At 42.9% G+C, this 25,052-nt stretch carries 43 protein-coding genes and 1 pseudogene; 38 read left to right on the forward strand and 6 right to left on the reverse strand.

The features are described from left to right. The 33 genes and pseudogenes from G6Q48_RS20655 to G6Q48_RS20815 form a co-directional block, all read left to right on the forward strand. Positions 1-96 (forward strand): annotated as a pseudogene (locus tag G6Q48_RS20655) (EF-Tu/IF-2/RF-3 family GTPase); the annotation flags it as partial. Between the two features lie 275 nt (positions 97-371). Then, a complete protein-coding gene (gene bfd / locus G6Q48_RS20660; RefSeq protein WP_004265412.1) occupies positions 372-572 on the forward strand; it encodes a bacterioferritin-associated ferredoxin in 201 nt (66 codons plus the stop codon). Between the two features lie 142 nt (positions 573-714). Next, entirely contained in the window at positions 715-1,188 is a 474-nt protein-coding gene (gene bfr / locus G6Q48_RS20665; RefSeq protein WP_102140604.1) for a bacterioferritin, read from the forward strand. Positions 1,189-1,537: 349 nt separating this feature from the next. Beyond that, positions 1,538-1,849, forward strand: a complete 312-nt coding sequence (gene rpsJ / locus G6Q48_RS20670; protein ID WP_001181005.1) for a 30S ribosomal protein S10 — start codon at positions 1,538-1,540, stop codon at positions 1,847-1,849. 32 nt (positions 1,850-1,881) lie between these two features. Next, positions 1,882-2,511, forward strand: coding sequence for a 50S ribosomal protein L3 (rplC, locus tag G6Q48_RS20675; protein ID WP_004265414.1), 630 nt, complete (start codon positions 1,882-1,884; stop codon positions 2,509-2,511). Positions 2,512-2,527: 16 nt separating this feature from the next. Then, entirely contained in the window at positions 2,528-3,133 is a 606-nt protein-coding gene (rplD, locus tag G6Q48_RS20680) for a 50S ribosomal protein L4 (protein WP_004265418.1), read from the forward strand. Next, a complete protein-coding gene (gene rplW, locus G6Q48_RS20685) occupies positions 3,130-3,432 on the forward strand; it encodes a 50S ribosomal protein L23 (protein ID WP_004265420.1) in 303 nt (100 codons plus the stop codon). The genes rplD and rplW overlap by 4 nt, the downstream gene beginning before the upstream one ends. A 19-nt stretch (positions 3,433-3,451) precedes the next feature. Continuing rightward, a complete protein-coding gene (gene rplB / locus G6Q48_RS20690; protein ID WP_004265422.1) occupies positions 3,452-4,276 on the forward strand; it encodes a 50S ribosomal protein L2 in 825 nt (274 codons plus the stop codon). A gap of 14 nt (positions 4,277-4,290) precedes the next feature. Then, complete coding sequence (gene rpsS, locus G6Q48_RS20695; protein WP_004265426.1) at positions 4,291-4,569, forward strand: 30S ribosomal protein S19; 279 nt, start codon at positions 4,291-4,293, stop codon at positions 4,567-4,569. A 15-nt stretch (positions 4,570-4,584) separates the two neighbouring features. Then, positions 4,585-4,917, forward strand: a complete 333-nt coding sequence (rplV, locus tag G6Q48_RS20700) for a 50S ribosomal protein L22 (protein WP_004265430.1) — start codon at positions 4,585-4,587, stop codon at positions 4,915-4,917. Positions 4,918-4,934: 17 nt separating this feature from the next. Continuing rightward, a complete protein-coding gene (gene rpsC / locus G6Q48_RS20705) occupies positions 4,935-5,636 on the forward strand; it encodes a 30S ribosomal protein S3 (protein WP_004907131.1) in 702 nt (233 codons plus the stop codon). A gap of 12 nt (positions 5,637-5,648) precedes the next feature. Continuing rightward, a complete protein-coding gene (gene rplP, locus G6Q48_RS20710; RefSeq protein WP_004265436.1) occupies positions 5,649-6,059 on the forward strand; it encodes a 50S ribosomal protein L16 in 411 nt (136 codons plus the stop codon). Then, the gene (rpmC, locus tag G6Q48_RS20715; protein WP_004265442.1) at positions 6,059-6,250 is read left to right on the forward strand and encodes a 50S ribosomal protein L29; all 192 of its coding nucleotides are present in this window, start codon (positions 6,059-6,061) and stop codon (positions 6,248-6,250) included. Before rplP ends, rpmC begins: the two co-directional genes overlap by 1 nt. After that, positions 6,250-6,504: a 30S ribosomal protein S17 gene (gene rpsQ / locus G6Q48_RS20720; protein WP_042847566.1), complete on the forward strand. Its 255-nt coding sequence runs from the start codon at positions 6,250-6,252 to the stop codon at positions 6,502-6,504. The genes rpmC and rpsQ overlap by 1 nt, the downstream gene beginning before the upstream one ends. Before the next feature lie 176 nt (positions 6,505-6,680). After that, on the forward strand, positions 6,681-7,052 hold the full coding sequence (gene rplN, locus G6Q48_RS20725; RefSeq protein WP_004265449.1) for a 50S ribosomal protein L14: 372 nt from the start codon (positions 6,681-6,683) through the stop codon (positions 7,050-7,052). Positions 7,053-7,062: 10 nt separating this feature from the next. After that, on the forward strand, positions 7,063-7,377 hold the full coding sequence (gene rplX, locus G6Q48_RS20730) for a 50S ribosomal protein L24 (protein ID WP_004265452.1): 315 nt from the start codon (positions 7,063-7,065) through the stop codon (positions 7,375-7,377). A 15-nt stretch (positions 7,378-7,392) separates the two neighbouring features. Beyond that, on the forward strand, positions 7,393-7,932 hold the full coding sequence (gene rplE / locus G6Q48_RS20735; protein WP_006816328.1) for a 50S ribosomal protein L5: 540 nt from the start codon (positions 7,393-7,395) through the stop codon (positions 7,930-7,932). 12 nt (positions 7,933-7,944) lie between these two features. Next, on the forward strand, positions 7,945-8,250 hold the full coding sequence (rpsN, locus tag G6Q48_RS20740) for a 30S ribosomal protein S14 (RefSeq protein ID WP_004265458.1): 306 nt from the start codon (positions 7,945-7,947) through the stop codon (positions 8,248-8,250). A gap of 29 nt (positions 8,251-8,279) precedes the next feature. After that, entirely contained in the window at positions 8,280-8,672 is a 393-nt protein-coding gene (gene rpsH, locus G6Q48_RS20745) for a 30S ribosomal protein S8 (RefSeq protein WP_042847562.1), read from the forward strand. A gap of 14 nt (positions 8,673-8,686) precedes the next feature. Beyond that, positions 8,687-9,220 carry a 50S ribosomal protein L6 gene (rplF, locus tag G6Q48_RS20750; RefSeq protein WP_102140605.1) on the forward strand — a complete coding sequence of 178 codons (534 nt, stop codon included), beginning with the start codon at positions 8,687-8,689 and terminating at the stop codon, positions 9,218-9,220. Positions 9,221-9,229: 9 nt separating this feature from the next. Continuing rightward, positions 9,230-9,583, forward strand: a complete 354-nt coding sequence (gene rplR / locus G6Q48_RS20755; RefSeq protein WP_004907138.1) for a 50S ribosomal protein L18 — start codon at positions 9,230-9,232, stop codon at positions 9,581-9,583. Between the two features lie 14 nt (positions 9,584-9,597). Next, positions 9,598-10,098 carry a 30S ribosomal protein S5 gene (rpsE, locus tag G6Q48_RS20760; RefSeq protein ID WP_006657022.1) on the forward strand — a complete coding sequence of 167 codons (501 nt, stop codon included), beginning with the start codon at positions 9,598-9,600 and terminating at the stop codon, positions 10,096-10,098. Between the two features lie 6 nt (positions 10,099-10,104). After that, a complete protein-coding gene (rpmD, locus tag G6Q48_RS20765) occupies positions 10,105-10,284 on the forward strand; it encodes a 50S ribosomal protein L30 (RefSeq protein WP_004265475.1) in 180 nt (59 codons plus the stop codon). Positions 10,285-10,287: 3 nt separating this feature from the next. Further along, a complete protein-coding gene (gene rplO / locus G6Q48_RS20770; protein ID WP_004265478.1) occupies positions 10,288-10,722 on the forward strand; it encodes a 50S ribosomal protein L15 in 435 nt (144 codons plus the stop codon). A 7-nt stretch (positions 10,723-10,729) separates the two neighbouring features. Then, on the forward strand, positions 10,730-12,055 hold the full coding sequence (secY, locus tag G6Q48_RS20775; RefSeq protein ID WP_004265481.1) for a preprotein translocase subunit SecY: 1,326 nt from the start codon (positions 10,730-10,732) through the stop codon (positions 12,053-12,055). Between the two features lie 46 nt (positions 12,056-12,101). After that, positions 12,102-12,218 carry a 50S ribosomal protein L36 gene (gene rpmJ, locus G6Q48_RS20780; protein WP_004265484.1) on the forward strand — a complete coding sequence of 39 codons (117 nt, stop codon included), beginning with the start codon at positions 12,102-12,104 and terminating at the stop codon, positions 12,216-12,218. Positions 12,219-12,363: 145 nt separating this feature from the next. Continuing rightward, the gene (gene rpsM, locus G6Q48_RS20785; protein WP_004907144.1) at positions 12,364-12,720 is read left to right on the forward strand and encodes a 30S ribosomal protein S13; all 357 of its coding nucleotides are present in this window, start codon (positions 12,364-12,366) and stop codon (positions 12,718-12,720) included. Between the two features lie 16 nt (positions 12,721-12,736). Then, on the forward strand, positions 12,737-13,126 hold the full coding sequence (gene rpsK, locus G6Q48_RS20790; protein WP_002919257.1) for a 30S ribosomal protein S11: 390 nt from the start codon (positions 12,737-12,739) through the stop codon (positions 13,124-13,126). Positions 13,127-13,163: 37 nt separating this feature from the next. Next, positions 13,164-13,784 (forward strand): 30S ribosomal protein S4, encoded by a 621-nt coding sequence (rpsD, locus tag G6Q48_RS20795; RefSeq protein WP_004265487.1) that lies wholly within the window; start codon positions 13,164-13,166, stop codon positions 13,782-13,784. Between the two features lie 25 nt (positions 13,785-13,809). Beyond that, positions 13,810-14,799 (forward strand): DNA-directed RNA polymerase subunit alpha, encoded by a 990-nt coding sequence (locus tag G6Q48_RS20800; RefSeq protein ID WP_004265491.1) that lies wholly within the window; start codon positions 13,810-13,812, stop codon positions 14,797-14,799. A 37-nt stretch (positions 14,800-14,836) separates the two neighbouring features. Beyond that, complete coding sequence (rplQ, locus tag G6Q48_RS20805) at positions 14,837-15,223, forward strand: 50S ribosomal protein L17 (protein WP_004907152.1); 387 nt, start codon at positions 14,837-14,839, stop codon at positions 15,221-15,223. A gap of 132 nt (positions 15,224-15,355) precedes the next feature. Then, positions 15,356-15,772, forward strand: coding sequence for a Zn(2+)-responsive transcriptional regulator (zntR, locus tag G6Q48_RS20810; protein ID WP_102140615.1), 417 nt, complete (start codon positions 15,356-15,358; stop codon positions 15,770-15,772). 33 nt (positions 15,773-15,805) lie between these two features. Continuing rightward, complete coding sequence (locus G6Q48_RS20815) at positions 15,806-16,006, forward strand: alternative ribosome-rescue factor A (protein WP_166268287.1); 201 nt, start codon at positions 15,806-15,808, stop codon at positions 16,004-16,006. On the opposite strand, the gene mscL is transcribed toward G6Q48_RS20815, so the two are convergent. The 5 genes from mscL to def all read right to left on the reverse strand — a co-directional run bounded on the left by mscL (position 16,007) and on the right by def (position 20,786). After that, positions 16,007-16,417, reverse strand: a complete 411-nt coding sequence (mscL, locus tag G6Q48_RS20820; RefSeq protein ID WP_102140606.1) for a large-conductance mechanosensitive channel protein MscL — start codon at positions 16,415-16,417, stop codon at positions 16,007-16,009. Positions 16,418-16,522: 105 nt separating this feature from the next. Continuing rightward, the gene (gene trkA, locus G6Q48_RS20825) at positions 16,523-17,899 is read right to left on the reverse strand and encodes a Trk system potassium transporter TrkA (RefSeq protein WP_102140607.1); all 1,377 of its coding nucleotides are present in this window, start codon (positions 17,897-17,899) and stop codon (positions 16,523-16,525) included. 36 nt (positions 17,900-17,935) lie between these two features. Further along, entirely contained in the window at positions 17,936-19,219 is a 1,284-nt protein-coding gene (gene rsmB, locus G6Q48_RS20830) for a 16S rRNA (cytosine(967)-C(5))-methyltransferase RsmB (RefSeq protein WP_102140608.1), read from the reverse strand. A gap of 69 nt (positions 19,220-19,288) precedes the next feature. Further along, complete coding sequence (fmt, locus tag G6Q48_RS20835) at positions 19,289-20,236, reverse strand: methionyl-tRNA formyltransferase (protein ID WP_166268289.1); 948 nt, start codon at positions 20,234-20,236, stop codon at positions 19,289-19,291. Positions 20,237-20,264: 28 nt separating this feature from the next. Continuing rightward, entirely contained in the window at positions 20,265-20,786 is a 522-nt protein-coding gene (def, locus tag G6Q48_RS20840; protein ID WP_004907170.1) for a peptide deformylase, read from the reverse strand. 133 nt (positions 20,787-20,919) lie between these two features. On the opposite strand from def, the gene dprA reads away from it, so the two are divergent. Genes dprA through G6Q48_RS20865 form a run of 5 tightly spaced genes read left to right on the forward strand, consistent with a single transcriptional unit; the run spans position 20,920 to position 24,224 of the window. Further along, positions 20,920-21,996 carry a DNA-processing protein DprA gene (dprA, locus tag G6Q48_RS20845; RefSeq protein WP_166268291.1) on the forward strand — a complete coding sequence of 359 codons (1,077 nt, stop codon included), beginning with the start codon at positions 20,920-20,922 and terminating at the stop codon, positions 21,994-21,996. A gap of 24 nt (positions 21,997-22,020) precedes the next feature. After that, the gene (locus G6Q48_RS20850; protein ID WP_102140610.1) at positions 22,021-22,563 is read left to right on the forward strand and encodes a DNA topoisomerase family protein; all 543 of its coding nucleotides are present in this window, start codon (positions 22,021-22,023) and stop codon (positions 22,561-22,563) included. A gap of 9 nt (positions 22,564-22,572) precedes the next feature. Continuing rightward, positions 22,573-23,142, forward strand: a complete 570-nt coding sequence (gene tsaC / locus G6Q48_RS20855) for an L-threonylcarbamoyladenylate synthase type 1 TsaC (protein WP_102140611.1) — start codon at positions 22,573-22,575, stop codon at positions 23,140-23,142. Positions 23,143-23,148: 6 nt separating this feature from the next. Then, positions 23,149-23,967, forward strand: a complete 819-nt coding sequence (gene aroE / locus G6Q48_RS20860; RefSeq protein ID WP_102140612.1) for a shikimate dehydrogenase — start codon at positions 23,149-23,151, stop codon at positions 23,965-23,967. After that, positions 23,964-24,224: a DUF1488 domain-containing protein gene (locus tag G6Q48_RS20865; protein WP_102140613.1), complete on the forward strand. Its 261-nt coding sequence runs from the start codon at positions 23,964-23,966 to the stop codon at positions 24,222-24,224. The genes aroE and G6Q48_RS20865 overlap by 4 nt, the downstream gene beginning before the upstream one ends. On the opposite strand, the gene G6Q48_RS20870 is transcribed toward G6Q48_RS20865, so the two are convergent. Further along, on the reverse strand, positions 24,200-24,745 hold the full coding sequence (locus tag G6Q48_RS20870) for a gamma carbonic anhydrase family protein (protein WP_102140614.1): 546 nt from the start codon (positions 24,743-24,745) through the stop codon (positions 24,200-24,202). The genes G6Q48_RS20865 and G6Q48_RS20870 overlap by 25 nt on opposite strands. Positions 24,746-25,052 lie beyond the last annotated feature (307 nt).

Raw genomic sequence — 25,052 nt, forward strand, 5'->3', positions numbered from 1 at the left:
ATCCACCCAATCGCGATGGACGACGGTTTACGTTTCGCAATCCGTGAAGGTGGCCGTACTGTAGGTGCGGGTGTTGTTGCAAAAATTATTGCATAATACATAGCTTCATTTAGCTTTAAAGAAGGGTACCTAAATAAGGTGCCCTTTTTATTTTCTGTGAGAAAAATTTAGCCTATATAACACCATTATCGGGTGGCATTGTTTTATATGTTGAATTGTTCATATCGTAAGTAACTTCTTCTTTTAATTTAAATTACTTGAAAACAGACTTATTACTAATTAAGGGTCTTTGTAAATCACTGGTAATGATAATTGAAATGCAAATCATTTTTATTTAAACTATCTGTATGTGATTTATACAGGTAAGCATCATGTACATCTGCCTTTGTGAAGCCATTACTGATAAACAGATCAGAAATGCCGCAAGAAAATATCAAGTGACCTCGTTGAAGGGCCTACGGCAAATTTTGCCTGTAGGCTTAGAATGTGGAAAGTGTATTAGACAAACAAAGGCAATTTTATATGAAGAACAAATGATTTTTGAGGATGCGTGTGCCACTGAGGTTGCATAGTCTTTAATACCATTCAAATTTATTCCCTCGAAACCTACCATCTTTTGTTTAACAATATTTTTGTTTAAATGCATTGAGTGAAAATTATACTAACATCAATTTCAGTACTACACTTAAAAGACTGGAAGCGATGGAGGTAGAAATGAAAGGTGATAAAAAAATGATAGCCCACCTAAATAAACTACTGGGCAATGAGCTAGTTGCAATCAACCAATATTTTTTGCATGCACGTATGTTTAAAAATTGGGGACTTACCCGCCTCAATGAGATGGAATATCACGAATCAATCGATGAAATGAAACACGCAGATAAATATATAGAGCGAATTTTGTTTCTCGACGGTATTCCTAACTTACAAGACCTTGGTAAGTTAAATATCGGTGAAGATGTTGAAGAGATGTTGAAATCAGATTTGCAGCTTGAAATCGATGGAGCAAAGAATCTAAAAGAAGCTATTAAATATGCGGACTCGGTTCATGATTATGTCAGTCGAGATCTGATGATTGAAATTTTAGCTGATGAAGAAAACCATATTGATTGGATAGAAACCCAATTGGGGCTAATTAGCCGTTTGGGGCTCCAAAATTACCTACAAGCGCAGGTTAAAGAAGAATAACATAGTATTCCTACGGTCATTAACTAAGTAAATTTGTATAAAAAGCCCCCCAGTTATCTCTCTTTTCAAGATTGAGGGGGCTTTTCGATAATTCTCTTCAAAAAAAACGCACATATTTTCCTCGATTACTTGTGTTTCCCTATAATTTACGTATAATGCGCGGGCTTACTGATGAGTAAGCCCTATATTTTAGGACTGAAATATCAGTATTGAGTCAACGATTTGTTGCTCATTTAGACAATACTTCCGATTTGGAAGTTACATCAAGAACGATTACACTCTCCCATCAATCGAAATGGGTACGAGGAGTAATCATTTTACGTTTATAAATAGTTGGAGCTCTGGTCTCATGCAGAACCAAAGAATCCGTATCCGCCTGAAAGCTTTTGATCATCGTTTAATCGATCAATCAACTGCGGAAATCGTAGAGACTGCTAAGCGCACTGGTGCGCAAGTTCGTGGTCCTATCCCGCTGCCGACACGTAAAGAGCGTTTTACCGTTCTGATTTCTCCGCACGTTAACAAAGATGCGCGTGATCAGTACGAAATTCGCACTCACAAGCGTCTGGTTGACATCGTTGAGCCAACCGAAAAGACCGTTGATGCTCTGATGCGTCTGGACCTGGCTGCCGGCGTTGACGTGCAGATCAGCCTGGGTTAATCAGGTCGTCGAACGATTGAGAGGTTGAAACAATGAAAGGTTTAGTCGGTAAGAAAGTCGGTATGACTCGTATCTTCACTGAAGATGGCGTTTCTATACCTGTAACTGTTATCGAAATTGAAAATAACCGTGTTACTCAGGTTAAAACTGCAGAAACTGACGGTTATAATGCAATTCAGGTTACTACTGGTAGCAAAAAAGCTAATCGTGTAACTAAGCCTGAAGCAGGTCATTTCGCTAAAGCTGGCGTCGAAGCTGGCCGTATCCTGCGTGAATTCCGCATTGAAGATAGTGCAGAATACACAGTAGGTCAAAGCATTAGCGTTGAAATTTTCGCTGACGTTAAAAAAGTCGACGTTACTGGTACATCTAAAGGTAAAGGTTTTGCCGGCACAGTTAAGCGCTGGAATTTCCGTACTCAAGATGCTACTCACGGTAACTCCTTGTCACACCGTGTTCCGGGTTCTATCGGTCAAAACCAGACTCCGGGCAAAGTGTTTAAAGGCAAGAAAATGGCAGGCCAACTGGGTAATGAGCGTGTAACCGTTCAAAGCTTAGATGTAGTACGTGTTGACGCTGAGCGCAACCTGCTGCTGGTCAAAGGTGCTGTTCCAGGAGCAACTGGTAGCAACCTGATCGTAAAACCGGCTGTCAAGGCTTAACGTCGAGGAGATAGGAATGGAATTGGTAATGAAAGACGCGCAAAGCGCGCTGACTGTTTCCGAAACTACCTTCGGGCGTGATTTCAATGAAGCGCTTGTTCACCAAGTAGTTGTTGCGTATGCAGCTGGTGCTCGTCAAGGTACTCGTGCTCAGAAAACTCGTGCTGAAGTTTCTGGTTCTGGTAAAAAACCATGGCGTCAAAAAGGTACTGGCCGTGCACGTTCTGGTTCAGTAAAGAGCCCAATTTGGCGCTCTGGTGGTGTTAGCTTCGCAGCTAAACCACAGGACCACAGTCAAAAAGTAAATAAGAAGATGTACCGTGGTGCTTTAAAAAGCATCCTCTCTGAGTTGGTACGTCAAGATCGTCTGATCGTTGTCGAGAAGTTCTCTGTTGAAGCACCTAAAACTAAGTTGCTGGCACAGAAACTGAAAGATATGGCTCTGGAAGATGTTCTGATCATCACTGCTGAATTAGATGAAAATCTGTTTTTAGCAGCGCGCAACCTGTATAAGGTTGACGTTCGTGATGCAGCAGGTATTGATCCAGTTAGCCTGATCGCCTTCGACAAAGTGGTTATGACTGCTGATGCTGTGAAGCAAGTTGAGGAGATGCTGGCATGATCCGTGAAGAACGTCTGCTAAAAGTACTGCGCGCGCCGCATGTATCTGAAAAAGCTTCTACAGCGATGGAAAAAAGCAATACCATCGTTCTCAAAGTTGCGAAAGACGCGACTAAAGCAGAAATCAAAGCTGCTGTACAGAAACTGTTTGAAGTTGAAGTTGAAGGTGTTAACACTTTGCTAGTTAAAGGCAAAACTAAACGCCACGGTCAGCGTTTCGGTCGTCGTAGCGACTGGAAAAAAGCTTACGTCACGCTGAAAGAAGGCCAAAATTTGGACTTCATTAGCGGTGCTGAGTAAGTCGGAGGAGTAAAGAACAATGGCAGTTGTTAAATGTAAACCTACGTCTCCGGGCCGTCGCCACGTAGTTAAAGTGGTTAACCCTGAGCTGCATAAGGGTAAACCTTATGCTCCGCTGTTAGAAAAAAACAGCAAATCCGGTGGTCGTAACAACAATGGCCGTATCACTACCCGTCATATCGGTGGTGGCCATAAGCAGCATTATCGTTTAGTTGACTTCAAACGCAACAAAGACGGTGTTCCTGCAGTTGTTGAGCGTTTGGAGTATGATCCAAATCGTTCTGCGAACATTGCACTGGTTCTATATAAAGACGGTGAACGTCGTTATATTCTTGCACCAAAAGGCCTGAAAGCTGGCGACCAGATTCAATCTGGTGTTGATTCAGCAATCAAAGCTGGTAACGCACTGCCGATGCGCAACATCCCTGTTGGTTCTACAGTTCATAACATCGAACTGAAACCAGGTAAAGGTGGACAGTTAGCGCGTTCAGCAGGTACTTACGCTCAAATCGTTGCTCGTGATGGTGCTTATGTCACATTACGTCTGCGTTCTGGTGAAATGCGTAAAGTTTTAGCTGATTGCCGTGCAACTCTTGGTGAAGTTGGTAACGCTGAACATATGTTACGTGTTCTCGGTAAAGCTGGTGCTAGCCGCTGGCGTGGTGTTCGTCCTACCGTTCGCGGTACTGCGATGAACCCAGTAGACCATCCACATGGTGGTGGTGAAGGCCGTAACTTTGGTAAACACCCAGTAACACCATGGGGCGTTCAAACCAAAGGTAAGAAAACTCGTAGCAACAAGCGTACTGATCAATTCATCGTACGTCATCGTTCTAAAAAATAATTAGAGGATAAACCATGCCACGTTCTCTCAAGAAAGGTCCTTTTATTGACCTGCACTTGCTGAAGAAGGTAGAGAAAGCGGTGGAAAGCGGAGACAAGAAGCCTCTTAAGACTTGGTCCCGTCGTTCAACGATCTTTCCTAATATGATCGGATTGACCATCGCTGTCCATAATGGTCGTCAGCATGTTCCAGTTTTTGTAACCGACGAAATGGTTGGTCACAAACTGGGTGAATTCGCACCGACTCGCACTTATCGCGGCCACGCGGCAGATAAGAAAGCTAAGAAACGTTAAGGATAGGAGGAAGAGATGGAAACTTTAGCTATGCATCGCCACGCTCGTTCTTCTGCCCAGAAGGTTCGCTTAGTTGCCGACCTGATTCGCGGTAAGAAAGTGTCGCAAGCTCTGGAAATTCTGACCTACACCAACAAGAAAGCTGCTGGTTTAGTGAAGAAAGTACTTGAATCTGCAATTGCTAACGCAGAGCAAAACGATGGCGCTGACATTGATGACCTGAAAGTTGCGAAAATTTTCGTAGACGAAGGTCCAACCATGAAACGCATCATGCCGCGTGCGAAAGGCCGTGCAGATCGTATTCTTAAGCGCACCAGCCACATTACTGTGGTTGTGTCCGATCGCTGAGACTCTGGAGACTAGCAATGGGTCAGAAAGTACATCCTAATGGTATTCGCCTGGGTATTGTCAAACCTTGGAACTCTACCTGGTATGCGAACACCAATGAATTCGCTGACAACCTAGACAGCGATTTTAAAGTACGTCAGTACTTGAATAAAGAACTGGCAAAAGCGTCAATCTCTCGCATCGTTATCGAACGTCCTGCGAAAAGCATCCGTGTGACTATTCACACTGCTCGCCCAGGTATCGTTATCGGTAAGAAAGGTGAAGACGTTGAAAAACTGCGTAAAACAGTAGCGGATATCGCTGGTGTTCCTGCGCAAATCAATATCGCCGAAGTTCGTAAACCAGAACTAGACGCTAAATTAGTTGCTGACAGCATTTCTTCACAGCTGGAACGTCGTGTTATGTTCCGTCGTGCTATGAAGCGTGCAGTACAGAACGCAATGCGTCTGGGCGCTAAAGGTATTAAAGTTGAAGTCAGTGGCCGTTTAGGCGGTGCTGAAATCGCTCGTACCGAGTGGTATCGTGAAGGCCGTGTGCCACTGCACACATTACGTGCTGATATCGATTACAACACTTCAGAAGCGCACACCACTTACGGTGTTCTCGGCGTTAAGGTATGGATCTTCAAAGGTGAGATTCTGGGTGGTATGGCTGCTGTTGAACAAGCTGAGAAACCAGCTGCTCAACCTAAAAAGCAGCAGCGTAAAGGCCGCAAGTAAGGAGAGTCGCTGATGTTACAACCAAAGCGTACAAAATTCCGTAAGGTGCACAAAGGCCGCAACCGTGGTCTAGCGCAAGGTACGGATGTTAGCTTCGGCACTTTCGGTCTTAAAGCTGTTGGCCGTGGTCGTCTGACTGCACGTCAGATCGAAGCGGCACGTCGTGCTATGACCCGTGCTATTAAGCGTCAAGGTAAAATCTGGATCCGTGTGTTCCCAGACAAACCAATCACTGAGAAACCACTCGAAGTTCGTATGGGTAAAGGTAAAGGTAACGTAGAATATTGGGTTGCCTTAATCCAGCCTGGTAAAGTTCTATACGAAATGGACGGTGTGCCTGAAGAGCTGGCTCGTGAGGCATTCTCTTTGGCAGCAGCGAAACTGCCTATCAAAACCACCTTTGTAACTAAGACGGTGATGTAATGAAAGCACAAGAGCTGCGCGAAAAAAGCGTTGAAGAGCTGAATGCTGAACTTTTGAACCTGTTACGTGAACAATTTAATTTACGTATGCAGGCTGCAAGTGGTCAGCTGCAACAGTCTCATCTGTTGAAACAAGTGCGTCGCGATATCGCACGTGTGAAGACTTTACTGACTGAGAAGGCAGGTGCGTAATGAGCGATAAAATCCGTACTCTGCAAGGTCGTGTAGTTAGCGATAAAATGGAGAAATCTATTGTTGTTGCTATCGAGCGTATGGTGAAACACCCTCTGTATGGTAAATTCATCCGTCGTACGACTAAATTGCACGTACATGACGAGAACAATGAATGTGGAATCGGTGACGTGGTAGAAATCCGCGAAACTCGTCCACTGTCTAAGACTAAGTCTTGGGCCTTAGTTCGCGTTGTAGAAAAAGCTGTTCTGTAATAGAATAACTTTTCCTGATGAATAAACGGCTCTTTTTTGACTGAGCCGTTTATTTTTTTCTGTCCAACACGATGATGTGGTGTTATAATGCCGCGCCCTCGTAGTATGGGTATATTTGAACGGCCTCTTCATAATGAGGTGGCTCAGTAGTAGTTGACATTTAGCGGAGCACTAAAATGATCCAAGAACAGACTATGCTGAACGTGGCCGACAACTCCGGTGCACGTCGCGTAATGTGTATCAAGGTTCTAGGTGGCTCGCACCGTCGCTATGCACATGTAGGCGACATCATTAAAATTACTGTTAAAGAAGCAATTCCACGCGGTAAAGTTAAAAAGGGTGATGTCCTGAAAGCGGTAGTGGTGCGCACCAAGAAGGGTGTACGTCGCCCTGACGGTTCTGTCATTCGCTTCGATGGTAATGCTTGTGTGTTATTAAATAACAACAGCGAGCAAGTAATCGGTACGCGTATTTTTGGGCCGGTAACTCGTGAACTTCGTAATGAGAAGTTTATGAAAATTATCTCTCTGGCACCTGAAGTACTCTAAGGAGCGAACTATGGCAGCGAAAATCCGTCGTGATGACGAAGTTATCGTGCTAACTGGGAAAGACAAAGGTAAGCGCGGTAAAGTAAAACAGGTTATTTCTTCTAGTAAAGTTATCGTTGAAGGTATCAATCTGGTTAAAAAACATCAGAAGCCTGTACCGGCTCTGAACCAACCAGGTGGCATCGTTGAAAAAGAAGCGGCTATTCAAGTTTCTAACGTTGCAATCTTTAACGCGGCAACTGGCAAGGCTGACCGTGTAGGCTTTAGATTCGAAGACGGCAAAAAAGTCCGTTTCTTCAAGTCTAACAGTGAAACTATCAAGTAATTTTTGGAGTATACGATGGCGAAACTGCATGATTACTATAAAGACGAAGTAGTTAATAAGCTCATGACTGAGTTTAATTACACTTCTGTCATGCAAGTCCCTCGGGTCGAGAAGATCACCCTGAATATGGGTGTTGGTGAAGCGATTGCTGATAAAAAACTGCTGGATAACGCAGCAGCTGATTTAACAGCAATCTCAGGTCAAAAACCTTTGATCACCAAAGCACGCAAATCTGTTGCAGGCTTCAAAATCCGTCAGGGCTATCCAATCGGCTGTAAAGTAACCCTGCGTGGCGAACGCATGTGGGAGTTCCTTGAGCGTCTGATTTCTATTGCTGTACCACGTATTCGTGACTTCCGTGGCTTGCCCGCTAAGTCTTTCGATGGTCGCGGTAACTACAGCATGGGTGTTCGTGAACAAATCATCTTCCCTGAAATCGATTACGATAAAGTGGATCGCGTACGTGGTTTAGATATTACTATCACCACTACTGCGAAATCAGATGACGAAGGTCGCGCACTGTTAGCAGCGTTCAACTTCCCGTTCCGCAAGTAAGGCAGGGTACTCATGGCTAAGAAATCTATGAAAGCGCGTGATGTTAAACGTGCTAAATTAGCTGAGAAATTCTTCGCAAAACGCGTAGAACTGAAAGCTATCATCTCTGATGTTAAAGCATCTGATGAAGATCGCTGGGACGCTGTTCTCAAGCTGCAAACACTGCCACGTGATTCAAGTCCTTCTCGTCAGCGTAATCGCTGCCGTCAAACAGGGCGTCCGCACGGTTTCCTGCGGAAGTTTGGTCTGAGCCGTATTAAAGTCCGTGAAGCCGCTATGCGCGGTGAAATCCCGGGCCTTAAAAAGGCAAGTTGGTAATTCCATTTGAATCACGGGAGTAAAGACAGATGAGCATGCAAGATCCCATCGCGGATATGCTGACCCGTATCCGTAACGGTCAGGCCGCGAACAAAGTTGCGGTCACCATGCCTTCCTCCAAGCTGAAAGTGGCAATTGCCAAAGTGCTGAAGGAAGAAGGTTATATTGAAGATTTTAAAATTGAAGGCGACATCAAGCCAGAACTGGAACTGACTTTACGTTATTTCCAAGGTAAGGCTGTTGTAGAAAGCATTCAGCGTGTAAGCCGCCCAAGTCTGCGCATCTATAAGAAAAAAGATGAGCTGCCACAAGTTATGGCTGGTTTAGGTATCGCTGTTATTTCTACCTCTAAAGGTGTCATGACTGATCGTGCAGCTCGCCAAGCTGGTCTTGGTGGCGAGATTCTCTGCTACGTAGCTTAATTCGGGAGGAAAGAATGTCTCGTGTGGCAAAAGCACCCGTCGTCATTCCTGCCGGCGTAGAGGTAAAACTCAACGGTCAGGTTATTTCGATTAAGGGTAAAAACGGCGAGCTTACTCGTACTATCCATAATGCAGTTGAAGTTAAAAACGAAGACAACCAACTGACTTTCGCTCCTCGTGAAGGTTTTGAAGATGCATGGGCACAAGCGGGTACGACTCGTTCACTGTGCAATGCAATGGTTGTTGGTGTTACCGAAGGCTTCACTAAAAAGCTTCAACTGGTCGGTGTTGGTTACCGTGCAGCAATCAAAGGCAATGCTGTAAGCTTGTCTTTAGGTTTTTCGCATCCGGTTGAACACGCACTGCCAGCAGGCATTACTGCTGAATGCCCAACACAAACTGAAATCGTACTGAAAGGTGCGGATAAGCAAGTGATTGGTCAAGTTGCAGCAGAACTGCGTGCTTACCGTCGTCCTGAGCCTTATAAAGGTAAAGGTGTTCGTTACGCCGATGAAATCGTGCGTACCAAAGAGGCTAAGAAGAAGTAAGGTAACACTATGGATAAGAAAGCAGCTCGTATCCGTCGTGCGACCCGCGCACGCCGTAAGATCCAAGAGTTGGGTGCGACTCGCCTGGTGGTACATCGTACTCCACGCCATATTTATGCGCAGGTTATCGCACCGAACGGTTCTGAAACATTGGTTGCAGCTTCTACTACAGAAAAAGCTATCAATGAACAAGTTAAGTTTACTGGAAACAAAGACGCAGCAGCAATTGTTGGTAAGTTAGTTGCTGAACGCGCACTGGAAAAAGGCATCACTGTTGTTGCTTTTGACCGTTCTGGTTTCCAATATCATGGTAGAGTCCAGGCACTGGCAGATGCTGCCCGTGAAGCTGGCCTTCAGTTCTAAGGTAGAGGTGTAAGATGTCTCACATCGAAAAACAAGCTGGCGAACTGCAGGAAAAGCTGATCGCGGTAAACCGCGTAGCAAAAACCGTTAAAGGTGGCCGTATTTTCAGCTTTACCGCACTGACTGTAGTTGGTGATGGTAACGGTCGCGTTGGTTTTGGCTACGGCAAAGCGCGCGAAGTTCCGGCAGCAATCCAGAAAGCGATGGAAAAAGCCCGTCGCAGTATGAAAACCGTTGCTCTAAACAACGGCACATTGTTCCACCCTGTGAAAGGTACACACACTGGTTCTCGTGTGTTTATGCAACCTGCTCACGAAGGTACCGGTATCATTGCCGGCGGTGCAATGCGTGCTGTTTTAGAAGTAGCTGGAGTTCGCAACGTACTGGCTAAAACCTATGGTTCCACAAACCCAATCAACGTGGTTCGTGCAACACTGGATGCTTTAGACAGCATGAAGTCTCCAGAAATGGTCGCAGCTAAGCGTGGAAAATCCGTCGAAGAAATTCTGGGGTAATCGGCTATGGCTAAGACTATTAAAATTACACAAGTTCGCAGTTCAATCGGTCGTCTGCCTAAGCATAAGGCAACACTGGTCGGTTTAGGTCTGCGTCGCATTGGTCATACAGTAGAGCGCGAGGATACTCCTGCTGTACGTGGTATGGTCAACTTGGTTTCCTACATGGTTAAAGTTGAGGAGTAAGAGATGCGTTTAAATACTCTGTCTCCGGCTGAAGGTGCCAAGCACGCGCCTAAACGCGTAGGTCGTGGTATCGGTTCTGGTCTGGGTAAAACCGGCGGCCGTGGTCACAAAGGTCAGAAATCTCGTTCTGGCGGTGGCGTACGTCGTGGTTTCGAAGGTGGCCAGATGCCTTTATACCGTCGTTTGCCGAAATTCGGCTTCACTTCACGTAAAGCAATGATCACTGCAGAGATTCGTCTGTCTGATTTTGCTGCTGTTGAAGGCGATGTTATTGATCTGAACGCACTGAAAGCCGCGAACGTTGTTGGCATCCAGATTGAATACGCTAAAGTTATTCTGTCTGGCGAAGTGAACCGTGCAGTTACTGTACGTGGCCTTCGTGTTACTAAAGGTGCTCGCGCTGCAATCGAAGCTGCCGGCGGTAAAATTGAGGAATAAGTGACAGATGGCTAAACAACCAGGATTAGATTTTCAAAGTGCCAAAGGTGGAGCTGGCGAACTTAAACGCAGACTTTTGTTTGTAATTGGTGCGCTAATTGTTTTCCGAATTGGTTCTTTTATTCCAATCCCTGGTATTGATGCCACTGTGCTTGCCAAATTGCTCGAACAGCAACAAGGCACCATCATTGAAATGTTTAACATGTTCTCTGGTGGTGCTCTTAGCCGTGCTTCTATCTTTGCTTTGGGTATCATGCCGTATATTTCGGCATCGATTATTATCCAATTATTATCTGTGGTTAATCCACGATTAGCAGAGATCAAGAAGGAAGGAGAAGCAGGTCGTCGGAAGATAAGCCAATATACTCGCTGGGGTACTCTGGTATTAGCAATATTCCAATCTATTGGTATTGCAATGGGTCTACCGAATATGCCAGGGATGCAAGGGTTAGTTATTGATCCAGGCCTCCCGTTCTACTTTACGGCAGTTGTTAGCTTAGTCACAGGAACAATGTTCCTAATGTGGTTGGGTGAACAGATAACTGAAAGAGGTATCGGTAACGGTATTTCTATCATTATCTTCGCTGGTATTGTTGCGGGATTACCGCCGGCCATTGGCCATACCATCGAGCAAGCTCGGCAGGGCGATCTGCACTTCCTCCTGTTGCTGTTGGTTGCGGTGTTAGTATTCGCGGTTACTTTCTTTGTTGTGTTTATGGAACGTGGACAACGCCGAATCGTCGTTAATTACGCTAAACGTCAGCAAGGTCGCCGTGTTTATGCAGCACAAAGTACACATTTACCGTTAAAAGTGAATATGGCGGGTGTAATTCCTGCAATTTTTGCTTCCAGTATCATACTATTCCCGGGTACAATAGCATCTTGGTTTGGTGATGGAACTGGCTGGGACTGGCTGACGACTATTTCTATGTATTTGCAGCCTGGTCAACCGTTATATGTGCTACTTTATGCATCTGCGATCATCTTCTTCTGTTTCTTCTATACGGCGTTGGTTTTCAACCCAAGAGAAACGGCAGATAACCTGAAGAAGTCCGGTGCATTTGTACCAGGAATTCGTCCGGGAGAGCAAACGGCCAAGTACATTGATAAGGTAATGACTCGCTTAACACTAGTTGGCGCATTATATATTACCTTCATCTGCCTAATCCCGGAGTTCATGCGTGACGCAATGAAAGTACCTTTCTATTTTGGTGGTACTTCCCTCTTAATCGTGGTTGTCGTTATCATGGACTTTATGGCTCAAGTGCAAACTCTAATGATGTCAAGTCAGTATGAGTCTGCATTGAAGAAAGCAAACCTGAAAGGTAAGTAATCACTTAGTGTGGTTATGGTTTGCTTAGAAGTTACGGAGAGTAAAAATGAAAGTTCGTGCTTCCGTCAAGAAATTATGCCGTAACTGCAAAATTATTCGTCGCAATGGTAGCGTTCGTGTAATTTGCAGTGTTGAACCAAGACATAAACAACGTCAAGGTTAAGAAAAAGCATTTTTTTCTTGCAAAGTTGGGTTGAGCTGGCTAAATTAGCCAGCCAATCTTTTTTATCTAAGATACATTATTGTTTGAGTATCCTGAAAACGGGCTTTTCAGCACAGTAATGTATATTTTAACTTAGGAGTGCATAGTGGCCCGTATAGCAGGCATTAACATTCCTGATCATAAACATACCGTAATCGCTTTAACATCGATTTTCGGCATCGGCAAGACCCGTTCACAGGCTATCTGTGAAGCAACTGGTATTGCTGAAAATGTTAAGATCAGTGAGCTGTCTGAAGAACAAATCGACAAGCTGCGTGACGAAGTTGCTAAATACGTTGTAGAAGGTGACTTACGTCGTGAAATTACCCTGAGCATCAAGCGTCTGATGGACCTTGGATGTTACCGTGGTTTACGTCATCGTCGTGGTCTTCCTGTACGCGGACAGCGTACTAAGACTAACGCTCGTACCCGTAAGGGTCCGCGTAAGCCGATCAAGAAATAAGTCGGGGTATTGAATAATGGCAAAAGCACCAATTCGTGCACGTAAGCGTGTAAGAAAACAAGTCTCAGACGGTGTGGCTCATATCCATGCTTCTTTCAACAACACAATCGTTACTATTACTGACCGTCAAGGTAACGCATTAGGTTGGGCAACTGCCGGTGGTTCCGGTTTCCGTGGTTCTCGCAAATCTACTCCGTTCGCAGCTCAGGTTGCAGCAGAGCGTTGCGCAGAAGCTGTGAAAGAATACGGAATCAAAAACCTGGAAGTTATGGTTAAGGGACCGGGTCCGGGTCGCGAATCAACAATTCGTGCTCTGAACGCCGCTGGTTTTCGCATCACTAATATTACTGATGTGACTCCTATCCCTCATAACGGTTGTCGCCCACCGAAAAAACGTCGCGTTTAATACGTTTCGTTTTTTTTAGGACTGTTGGAGAAAGAAAATGGCTAGATATTTGGGTCCTAAGCTCAAGCTGAGCCGTCGCGAAGGAACAGACCTCTTCCTGAAGTCTGGTGTTCGCGCGATTGACACCAAGTGTAAATTAGAACAGGCTCCAGGCCAGCACGGTGCGCGTAAACCGCGTCTGTCTGACTATGGCGTCCAGTTACGTGAAAAACAAAAAGTTCGTCGTATCTACGGTGTTCTGGAACGTCAATTCCGTAACTATTACAAAGAAGCAACACGTCTGAAAGGCAACACAGGTGAAAACCTGCTGACTTTGCTTGAAGGTCGTCTTGATAACGTCGTTTACCGTATGGGCTTTGGCGCAACTCGCGCAGAAGCACGTCAAATGGTTAGCCATAAAGCTATCATGGTAAATGGCCGTGTAGTTAATATCGCTTCTTATCAGGTTTCCCCGAATGACGTTATCAGCGTTCGTGAGAAAGCTAAAAAACAGTCTCGTATTAAGGCTGCTTTAGAGCTGGCTGAACAGCGTGAGAAGCCAACTTGGCTGGAAGTTGATGCTGCTAAAATGGAAGGTGTGTTCAAACGTATTCCTGAACGTACTGACTTGTCTGCGGACATTAACGAACACCTGATCGTCGAGCTTTACTCCAAGTAAAGCTTAGCACCAAAGAGAGGACACAATGCAGGGTTCTGTGACAGAGTTTCTAAAACCGCGCCTGGTAGATATCGAGCAAGTGAGTTCGACGCACGCTAAGGTGACCCTTGAGCCTTTAGAGCGTGGCTTTGGCCATACTCTTGGTAACGCACTGCGCCGTATTCTGCTTTCGTCTATGCCGGGTTGTGCGGTGACAGAGGTTGAGATTGATGGTGTACTGCATGAGTACAGCACCAAAGAAGGTGTACAGGAAGATATCCTGGAGATTCTCCTCAACCTGAAAGGGCTGGCGGTAAAAGTTCAGGGGAAAGATGAAGTTATTTTAACCTTGAATAAATCTGGCATTGGCCCTGTGACTGCAGCCGACATCATCCATGATGGTGATGTCGAAATCGTCAAGCCACAGCACATCATCTGCCACCTTACTGACGAAAGCGCATCTATTAATATGCGAATTAAAGTACAGCGTGGTCGTGGTTATGTGCCGGCTTCTGCCCGAGTTCATTCGGAAGAAGATGAGCGCCCAATCGGTCGTTTGTTAGTCGATGCTTGCTACAGCCCAGTAGAGCGTATTGCCTACAATGTTGAAGCAGCTCGTGTTGAGCAACGTACAGACTTGGATAAGTTAGTTATTGAAATGGAAACTAACGGTACAATCGATCCTGAAGAGGCGATTCGCCGTGCGGCAACCATTCTGGCTGAACAACTTGAAGCTTTTGTTGACTTACGTGATGTTCGTCAGCCTGAAGTTAAAGAAGAAAAACCAGAATTCGATCCTATCTTATTGCGCCCAGTTGACGATCTGGAATTGACTGTCCGCTCTGCTAACTGCCTCAAAGCAGAAGCTATCCACTACATCGGTGATCTGGTACAGCGTACAGAAGTTGAGTTGCTCAAAACTCCGAATCTTGGTAAGAAATCTCTTACTGAAATTAAGGACGTCTTGGCATCTCGTGGTCTTTCTCTGGGCATGCGTCTAGAAAATTGGCCACCAGCAAGTATTGCTGATGATTAAGATCACAGGTTAAGGTTTTACTGAGAAGGATAAGGTCATGCGCCATCGTAAGAGTGGTCGTCAATTGAACCGCAACAGCAGCCACCGCCAAGCTATGTTCCGTAACATGGCAGGTTCTTTAGTTCGTCATGAGATCATCAAGACGACTCTGCCTAAAGCGAAAGAACTGCGTCGCGTCGTTGAGCCGCTGATTACTCTTGCCAAGACCGACAGCGTAGCTAATCGTCGTCTGGCATTCGCACGTACTCGTGATAACGAGATCGTTGCAAAATTATTTAATGAACTGGGACCTCGTTTCGCAGCTCGTGCAGGTGGTTACACTCGTATTCTTAAGTGTGGCTACCGTACAGGTGACAACGCTCCGATGGCTTACATCGAGCTTGTTGACCGTGCTGTTGAGTCTCAAGAAGCAGCAGCAGAGTAATCTGCCGTCGCTTTCAAGAAAACCGGGTATATTTGCCCGGTTTTTTTGTACCTGCTATTCTTATCTTTCCAAATAATTTTTTCCCTTGAATTTTTCGTGATTAACCCTTATTTACAGGTGAGTACGATGAGCATGTATAAGATAGGTGAAATTGCTAGGCTCGCAGATGTGACGCCTGATACGATCCGTTTTTATGAAAAACAAGGTTTGATGGGGCATAAAGAGAGAACTGAAGGTGGGTATCGGTTATTTACTGAGAAAGACCTCCAGCGATTACGTTTTATTCGTTATGCAAAGCAGCTAGGCTTTACTTTAGAAGCTATCACTGAACTGCTTTCAATTCGAGTGGATCCAGAACATCATACCTGTCAAGAATCTAAACAGATTGTTGATCTCAGATTACTTGAAGTTGAAAAAAAGATACAAGAGCTTATTATTATGCGTGATTCACTGAAAATGTTAAGCTCGGCATGTTGTGGTGAAGAACATGCGACAACCTATTGCTCTATTATGGAGATATTAGAAAAAGGGGCGTCTAAAGTTTATTAATTCTATAATCTGTTAACTATATAAAGGTATGTTATGAGCAAATATCAACATAAACGTGGTGAGATTAAAGATAATGCGATTGAAGCATTACTCCATGACCCACTATTTCGTCAAAGAGTTGAAAAAAATAAAAAAGGGAAAGGAAGTTATACAAGAAAGGAAAAGAATAAGAATTCAGTTAATTGGGAGGCCAGTGGTAATAGGTTTATTTACTTATTACCACTGGCCTTTTAGTTAATTTTTATTTTGTTCTTTTAAAAGATCACGTATTTCTGATAACAGGACTTCTTCTTTAGATGGTGGAGCTGGTTCAGCTGGTGCTGCTTCCTTTTCACGGCGAACTTTATTCATGATCTTAATTGCCATAAAGATAGCGAACGCAACAATAACGAAGTCAAAAACGGTTTGTATAAACATACCATAATTTAGTACTACCGCAGGTAAATCCCCTTGTGCTTCCTTTAATACCACGCTGAATGATTTGAAATCAACACCTCCGATCAGTAAACCTAGCGGAGGCATGATGATATCAGCAACTAATGAAGATACAATTTTACCAAATGCAGCACCAATAATAATACCAACTGCCATATCCACTACATTGCCCTTCATAGCAAATTCGCGGAAATCTTTTAAAAAGCTCATTAGACGACCCCTTAATAAATAATTCAATTGAAACAAAACATGTATTAGGTTAACAAATTATAGTCGCTAAAATTATTAAGCTACAAATATTTACTATGTTTATTTTTATAAGAAGAATGGACTTGGTTGGAATAATTTTTCAACTTCGGGTACATATTTTTTATCTGTAATAAACATAATGACATGGTCGCCTTGTTCAATGGTATGGTAATCACTAGCTATAATGACTTCTTCTTCACGAACAATTGCACCAATAATAGTTCCTGGAGGAAGTTTAATTTCAGATATTTTTTTACCAACCACTTTTGACGTATTTTCATCACCGTGTGCAATTGCTTCAATAGCTTCCGCTACGCCTCTTCTTAAAGATGAAACATTGACTATATCCGCTTTTCTAACATGGCTTAATAAAGCAGAAATTGTTGCCTGTTGAGGTGAAATCGCAATATCAATTACCCCTCCTTGAACGAGTTCAACATATGCAGAGCGTTGTATAAGCACCATTGCTTTTTTAGCGCCCATTTTTTTTGCTAACATTGCAGACATAATATTAGCTTCATCATCATTTGTTAGGGCAATAAAAACATCCATTTGCTCAATATGTTCTTCTGTGAGTAACTCTTGGTCGGATGCATCGCCATAAAATACAATGGTATCATGTAGTAACTCAGCAAGTTCTGTTGCGCGCTTCTGGTTGCGCTCAATAAGTTTCACGCTGTAATCTTTTTCTAGTCGCCTTGCTAGGCCGGCTCCGACGTTACCACCACCCACTATCATCAAACGTTTGTAGGGTTTTTCTAGTCTTTGCAGCTCACTCATTACAGCTCGGATATGTTGCGTTGAAGCAACAAAAAAAACCTCATCACCTGCTTCAATGATTGTTGAGCCTTGTGGGCGAATAGGCCTATCTTGGCGGAAAATAGCGACAACACGAGTATCAATATGTGGCATGTGTTCGCGCAAGCTCGATAGCGCATTACCAACGAGTGAACCGCCGTAATAAGCTTTTACAGCAACTATGCTGACTTTGCCTTCTGCAAAGTTTACAACCTGAAGCGCGCCAGGGTATTGAATTAATTTATAGATATAGTCGATAACTAATTGTTCTGGCGATATTAAATAGTCAATCGGGATTTGTTCAGGCAGAAACAGTTTGTCGGCTTCACGGATATATTCAGTCGCCCTGATACGCGCTATCTTATTTGGGGTATTAAATAGGCTATACGCAATTTGGCAAGCAATCATGTTAGTTTCATCGGAATTGGTGACCGCTACCAACATATCCGCATCTTCTGCGCCTGCATCTCGAAGCACTCTAGGGTGAGAACCATGACCATTTACCACTCGAAGATCGAATTGATCCTGTAATTGACGTAACCGATCAGCATCGGTATCAACGACGGTAATATCATTGTTCTCATCAACTAAATTTTCAGCAAGTGTTCCGCCAACTTGCCCAGCACCTAGAATAATGATCTTCATTACATCTTCCTATATCAGAGAGCTGGCTACAATTTACTACACTTTTTTGACTAAGCGTGCATAAAAGAAACCATCACCACCATGAGTACTTGGTAATACTTGTAACCCAGCATCGGTTCCATCATTTAGACTGGCATCATTATGTTTAGATAGGAAATATTGTATTTGCTTTCCATTTTCTTCGGGCATAATTGAGCAAGTCGCATAGACTAGCGTGCCGCCCGGTTTTAAATAAGGCCAGATAGCTTCAAGAATTTGAGCTTGTAGCTGCGCTAATTCATTTATGTCTGAGTCACGACGTAGCCATTTGATATCAGGATGACGCCTAATAACGCCTGTAGCAGAACAAGGAGCATCAAGTAAAATACGATCAAATCGCTGATCTTTAGCCCATGTTTCGGGGAGTGTACCGTCTCCTTGTATAACAACAGCGTGTTGCTTAAGGCGAATCAGATTTTCTTTTACTCTTTTAAGGCGATGTTCATCGATATCTACAGCAATAACATTCGCTTTAGGAGCTAGCTCCAAAATATGGGTTGTTTTTCCACCGGGTGCAGCACATAAATCTAAAATACTTTCCCCATTTTGAGGTTCTAGCAATTCAGCACAGCCTTGAGCTGAGACATCTTGTACTGTAGACCAGCCATCTTCAAAGCCCGGAAGACGAGATACTGCGGTGGGTTCATCTAACCGAATAGCATTTGGGTGTAAAGGGTGCAAATGTGCGGTTATCTCAGACTGTTCTAATAAGTTGAGATACTGTGCAGCAGTGTGATGTTGAGAATTTACTCTTAACCACATAGGTGGTCGTTGGTTATTTGCCTCAATAATAGATTGCCAATCATCTGGATAGGCTGTTTGTAGGCGTTTTAATAACCAGCTCGGATGCAAATATTGGCTAGTGTTGTTAGCTATTCTCTCTTCTAGCTGTGCTTGCTGGCGCTGAAATGAACGTAACACGCCATTAATAAGCCCTTTTAATTGGGGCTTTTTCAGTGCAACCGCTCCATCTACTGTTTCAGCTAATGCCGCATGAGGGGGAATGCGAGTATAAAGGAGCTGGTAGATACCAACCATGATTAAGTAATGTAGAATTCTTTGTTTACCCGTTAATGGTTTTTCCATTAGCTGGTTAATAAACCATTCAAGCTTAGGTAAATAACGTAGAACACCAAAGCAAATTTCTTGTAATAATGCTTTGTCTTTATCATTGATATTACGTTGTAAGTCAGGCAGTACAGTACTTAATGATTGGCCATTATCAAGGACTTGGTTAATTGCTGTTGCCGCAATACTGCGTAAATTATATGTATTTTTCATATAGAGAAGATGAATTCATTAGTGACTGAAATAAAACAGCCTGAAGGCATCAGGCTGTTTACAAGTTCGTTATGCTAGAATTTGCTCTGGGATAAACCATTCGCGACGAGAGTTTAGGATATCTTGTGCACTCATTGCTTTCTTGCCAGGCGGTTGTAGCTGAGTAATATTTAGTATGCCATTTCCTGTGGCAATGGATATACCTTTTTTATCAGCGCTAATAATTGTTCCTGGTTGCTTATCATGGGCTTCTGTGAGTACTTCAGCTTGCCAAACTTTAATGAGTTGTTCTTCAACCATGAAATAGCTCATTGGCCAAGGATTGAAAGCACGAATGCAACGCTCAATATGTACAGCATCATCTTGCCAATTAATACGAGCTTCTTCTTTCGATAATTTTTCTGCGTAATTTGCTAATGACCCGTCTTGTTTTTCAGCAATGCATTGGCCTGAAGATAGCATTTCAACAGTATGAATTAATGCTTCAGGGCCTGTTATTGCTAATTTATCATATAACGAGGCGCTAGTATCATTAGGGGTAATTGGACAGATTGCTTTGTAAAGCATGTCACCAGTATCTAAACCTGCGTCCATTTGCATAATAGTCACACCAGTTTCCGTATCACCAGCCCAAATAGAACGTTGAATAGGTGCAGCTCCTCTCCAGCGAGGCAGTAAAGAGCCGTGAACATTCAAGCAACCTAAGCGAGGGATATCGAGAACTGCTTGCGGTAAAATCAAACCGTAGGCAACAACTATCATTAGGTCAGCATTTTGGTTTTTTATCCACTGCTGGTTTTCGCTATCCTTAAGAGAAACTGGCTGAAAAACAGGTAGTTGGTGTTCTTCAGCGAGAACCTTGACAGGACTCGGTGTTAACTTTTTGCCTCTTCCAGCAGGTTTGTCATGGCGAGTGAGGACGCCAACGACTTTGTGTCTGGTATCTAAGAGAGCAGCTAAGTGTTTGGCCGCAAAATCTGGTGTACCCGCAAAAATAATTTTCAATGGCTCTGACACGTTAATTTCCCTATTTATATGTAGCGAATTAGCTATTTTTGGCTTCTTTTGCTCTTAGTCTGTCTAATTTTTCAACTTTCTGGCGGATGCGCTGACGTTTTAAAGGTGATAAGTAGTCAACAAATAGCTTACCAACAAGGTGGTCCATTTCATGTTGGATACAGATAGCTAATAAACCATCAGCCTCTAGTTCAAAAGACTCACCGTTATAGTTTAGTGCGCGAACTTTTACTTGTTCAGCGCGAGGGACGAAACCATGTTGTTCTGGAATAGATAAGCAACCTTCTTCGATACCCGTTTCCCCAGATTTATCAAGTAATTCAGGGTTAATAAGAACCAAACGCTCATCACGGGTTTCGGACACATCAATGACGATGATTCTCTGATGGATATCGACTTGTGTTGCTGCAAGGCCAATACCTTCTTCTTCATACATGGTATCGAACATATCATCAACGATACGCTGTATAGAAGCATCAACTTTGTCTACTGGCTTAGCGATTGTGCGTAAGCGTTCGTCTGGGTAATGTAATACGTTTAAGACTGACATAAATTTTTCGAGCGGTTTCCAAAATGTGAAAGGGAATTAATGACTATTCTAGACATTTCTCCTTCATATTGACAGTATTGGTTACGATTTGTTCACTGAATAACCTATCTGTTAATGAGTCAGGATGACAATAATGAATACCCAAGAGATTTGGTTAAGGATGTCGCAGGTTAAAAGGCTATTACCTTTACATGCAGTAAGAATAATTAATGAGCTAAAACAATTAAATAAAATTAGTTATCAGGCCTTACATCATCATGGCTTGAATGAAATACAACAATTGCAATTTATGAATGTGTCCATGCACCGGCTTGAGAAAGTACAGGCATGGCTTTCAAGTAAACATCATCAAATGGTTACTTTTTGTGATCCACATTACCCTTTTTTATTAAAGCAAATCTACCGCCCCCCTCTTTTATTTTTTGTCGTGGGCAAAAGTGAATTATTGGTAACACCCCAAATTGCTATAGTCGGAAGTCGTAGAGCAAGTGAATACGGCAGAACATGGACTAACCTATTTGTAAAGAGTTTCGTGCGCCATGGTATAACTATCACAAGTGGGCTTGCATTAGGTATTGACGGTATAAGTCATAAAGCTGCTCTTGATAATCGTGGTGAGACAATTGCGGTTTTAGGTAGCGGATTAGCGAATATTTACCCGCGACAACATACTGAATTAGCTGAAAAAATAAAAAACTATGGTGCTTTGGTTTCAGAATATTGGCCAGATGCACCGCCATTACCTAAGCAATTTCCCAAGAGAAACCGTATTATTAGTGGGTTAAGTAAAGCAGTTATTGTAATCGAAGCAGGAATGAAAAGTGGCTCACTGATAACTGCTAGATATGCATTAGAGCAAAATCGTGATTTATTTACATTACCTGCTCCATTGGGCAATCCTGCATTTCATGGTAACCATTGGCTATTACAGCAAGGAGCTTATCTATTAGCTGAACCTGAGGATATTTTGCGGCATATCGGTGATGGGTTAAATTGGATACAAACAGAATTACCTATAGAAGAGACACCACTTGAGTTTAATGTGGTAGAAAATAAAATTTTAGGTATGGTGGGGTACCAAGCGACACCCGTTGATGTTATTGCAGAACAAACCCAAATTCCAGTTACTCAAATTATTACCATATTAACTGAGATGGAAATTAATGGGGTAGTTAGCTCGGGGGCTGGTGGGTATACCAGATTAACTTAGTTAAAAGCAACAGTAGAGAAAAACATGTCTAAGCAACTGCCCTTCGATACAGAAAAAAATGAACATTGTCCAGAATGCGATTCTTTGCTTGTTATTCGCAATAGTTCACATGGGCCGTTTTTAGGCTGTTCAAGTTATCCACAATGCCATTATATGAGGCCGCTAAGGCCTACGGTAGAAAGTCATATTGTTAAAGTATTAGAAGGTCAACATTGTCCGAAATGTAATTATGACTTAGTGCTGAAACAAGGGCGATTTGGCATGTTTATTGGGTGTAGTAATTATCCTGAATGTGAACACATTGAGCTAATTGATAAACCGGATGAAACTAAAATTTCGTGTCCGCAATGCCAAAAAGGGAATTTATTACAGAGAAAATCACGTTTCGGTAAGACTTTTTATGCTTGCGATAATTACCCTAACTGTCAGTTTATATTAAATAATAAGCCTATTACTGGTAAATGTGAGTATTGTGAGTATCCATTACTTATGGAAAAAAGGGGGGGACAGGGAGTAAGATTATTTTGTGCCAGCAAACGCTGCGGTAAGCAACAAGAAGAACAATGAGTTAAAACTATGTCAAATATATCTACACCTGCAATTGAAAGTATCATAAGTTCATTACAGCACGAGGAGGTTATAGCCTACCCAACAGAAGCAGTATTTGGACTAGGCTGTGACCCTGATAGCGAAACGGCAGTACGTAAGTTATTAGAATTGAAGCAACGCCCTTGGGAAAAAGGATTAATCCTTATCGCTGATAGTTACGAACAATTAAAAAACTATATAGATGATGAGCAGTTAACGGAAGATCAGAAACAAGCGATGTTTGCAACATGGCCGGGGCCAGTAACATGGGTGATCCCCGCAAAAGTAACGACGCCAAAATGGTTGACTGGTCAGTTTGATACCATCGCAGTGCGAGTTACAGACCATGAATTAGTAAAAAATTTGTGTCGTCATTATGGCAAGCCTCTGGTATCTACAAGTGCTAATTTAAGTGGATTAGAGCCATGTAGAACAACGGAAGAAGTTATGGAGCAGTTTGATGGAAGTATTCCTGTCCTTGATGGAATAGTTGGTGGCCGTCAAAATCCATCTGAAATAAGAGATGCCAAAACCGGGCAGTTATATCGTAAAGGATAATATACTATGGAAATGTTTGCGGTTTTTGGTAATCCAATTCAACACAGTAAATCACCTGTTATACATAAAATGTTTGCAGAGCAAACAGGGATTGCCCTTGAATATGAAAAAATTCTAGCGCCTGTAGAGGGATTCGAACAAAGCCTAATAGGTTTTTTTTCACAAGGTGGAAAGGGCGCAAACATTACATTGCCATTTAAAGAGCGTGCTTTTCAGGTTGTTTCTGAATTAACGACAAGAGCTCAAACTTGTGGTGCAGTTAATACGGTTATGAAGCTTGATGATAATCGATTGCTGGGGGACAACACAGATGGAATGGGGCTTTTGTTAGATTTGCAACGTTTAAAGTTTATTCATCCAAATAGCCGAATATTAATGATTGGTGCTGGTGGTGCGACACGTGGAGCATTATTGCCACTTTTAGAATATGGTTGTGATATCACTTTGGCGAATAGAACCTTTTCTAAGGTTGAATTATTAGTTAATGAATTTTCAGCACTAGGTAAAATGTGTGGGAAAGAGATCTCACAGATCGTATCTGCTGATTTTGATCTGGTCATCAATGCGACTTCATCTGGTGTAAGTGGAGAGGTTCCTGCAATCAATCCAAATGTGTTTAGCGATCAAGTTGCATGCTATGACATGTTTTATCAATCATCATTAACGCCCTTCCTTGAGTTTGCGACTCAACATCAAGTGACTAAAATAGCCGATGGCCTAGGTATGCTAGTAGGGCAAGCCGCGTTTTCTTTTAAACTATGGCATGGTATTCTTCCCGAAATCGCACCAGTTCTATCTACCTTATATAAGGAATTGAAAGGATGAATCAGCAGATTCAATTTCCTGATAGAGAAGCGTGGGATGAGCTATCCAAACAAGTACGTTTTCCTGTATTGATCAGCGGAATGCTTGCTGAATGTGCAATTCCTCAGTCATTGTTATTTCAACGTTATGGTAAAGAAGAAACACCTCTGAGGTTATTTCAGCAATATCGATGGGATATAGAAGAAGAGTTTGAAGCCTTGATTGAACAAGGCCTCGATAGTGAAGATGGGCTTTACGTATTATCAGAAGCTAAATAGTTATTTTTCCATTCAACATAGTTATTCGCTGAATAACATAAATGGCCTAACTCAGCATCAGTCAATTTTCGTATGGCTTTTGCTGGGCTCCCTGTATATAAGTAACCGGATTCGAGCCTTTTTCCTTGGGTCACTAAACTATTAGCTCCAATAATAACATCATCCTCGACTATAGCCCCATCAATGACAATTGAACCCATTCCCACGAGAACTCTATTTCCTATGGTGCAGCCATGTAACATAACTTTATGGCCAATGGTGACATCTTCTCCAATGATTAACGGGTTCCCCTCTGGATTACTTGCCGACTTATGTGTGACATGTAGAACTGAGCCATCTTGAATATTGGTGCGCGCGCCAATAGAAATATAGTTAACATCACCACGCAAAACACTGAGAGGCCAAATACTGACATCATCAGCTACGCGAACATCCCCAATTACAACTGAAGATGGGTCAATGAAAACGCGTGCATTAATCGAAGGGTAAATACCTAAATAAGGACGTAAAAGTGTATTCATAGTGATAACCGTAAAAAGAAATAAAGGATAGCTGTTAAATAACTCGTTAGTTCATTATGAATTTATGAGCCAAGTAGGTTGCTAAAGCTAGAATTATAGTCATGAAGTCGTTCTTTTTATAATCGTTATGCAGTGAAAAAGTACAAGGTGGCTATTTTATCCGCAAACGGAGTTTTTTTTAAAAAAAAAGGTTGTGTAATTCTGAAGGCTCCCTATAATGCGCATCCGTTGTCACGACAAACCGGTTAGAAGAAAACTTCATAACCCAGTGATAACAGAGGTGAGAAAGAAAAAAGTTGAAAATAAA

Origin of the sequence: Providencia sp. M-27, assembly GCF_011077905.1 — a bacterium.
Classification (GTDB): Bacteria; Pseudomonadota; Gammaproteobacteria; order Enterobacterales; family Enterobacteriaceae; genus Providencia; species Providencia huaxiensis.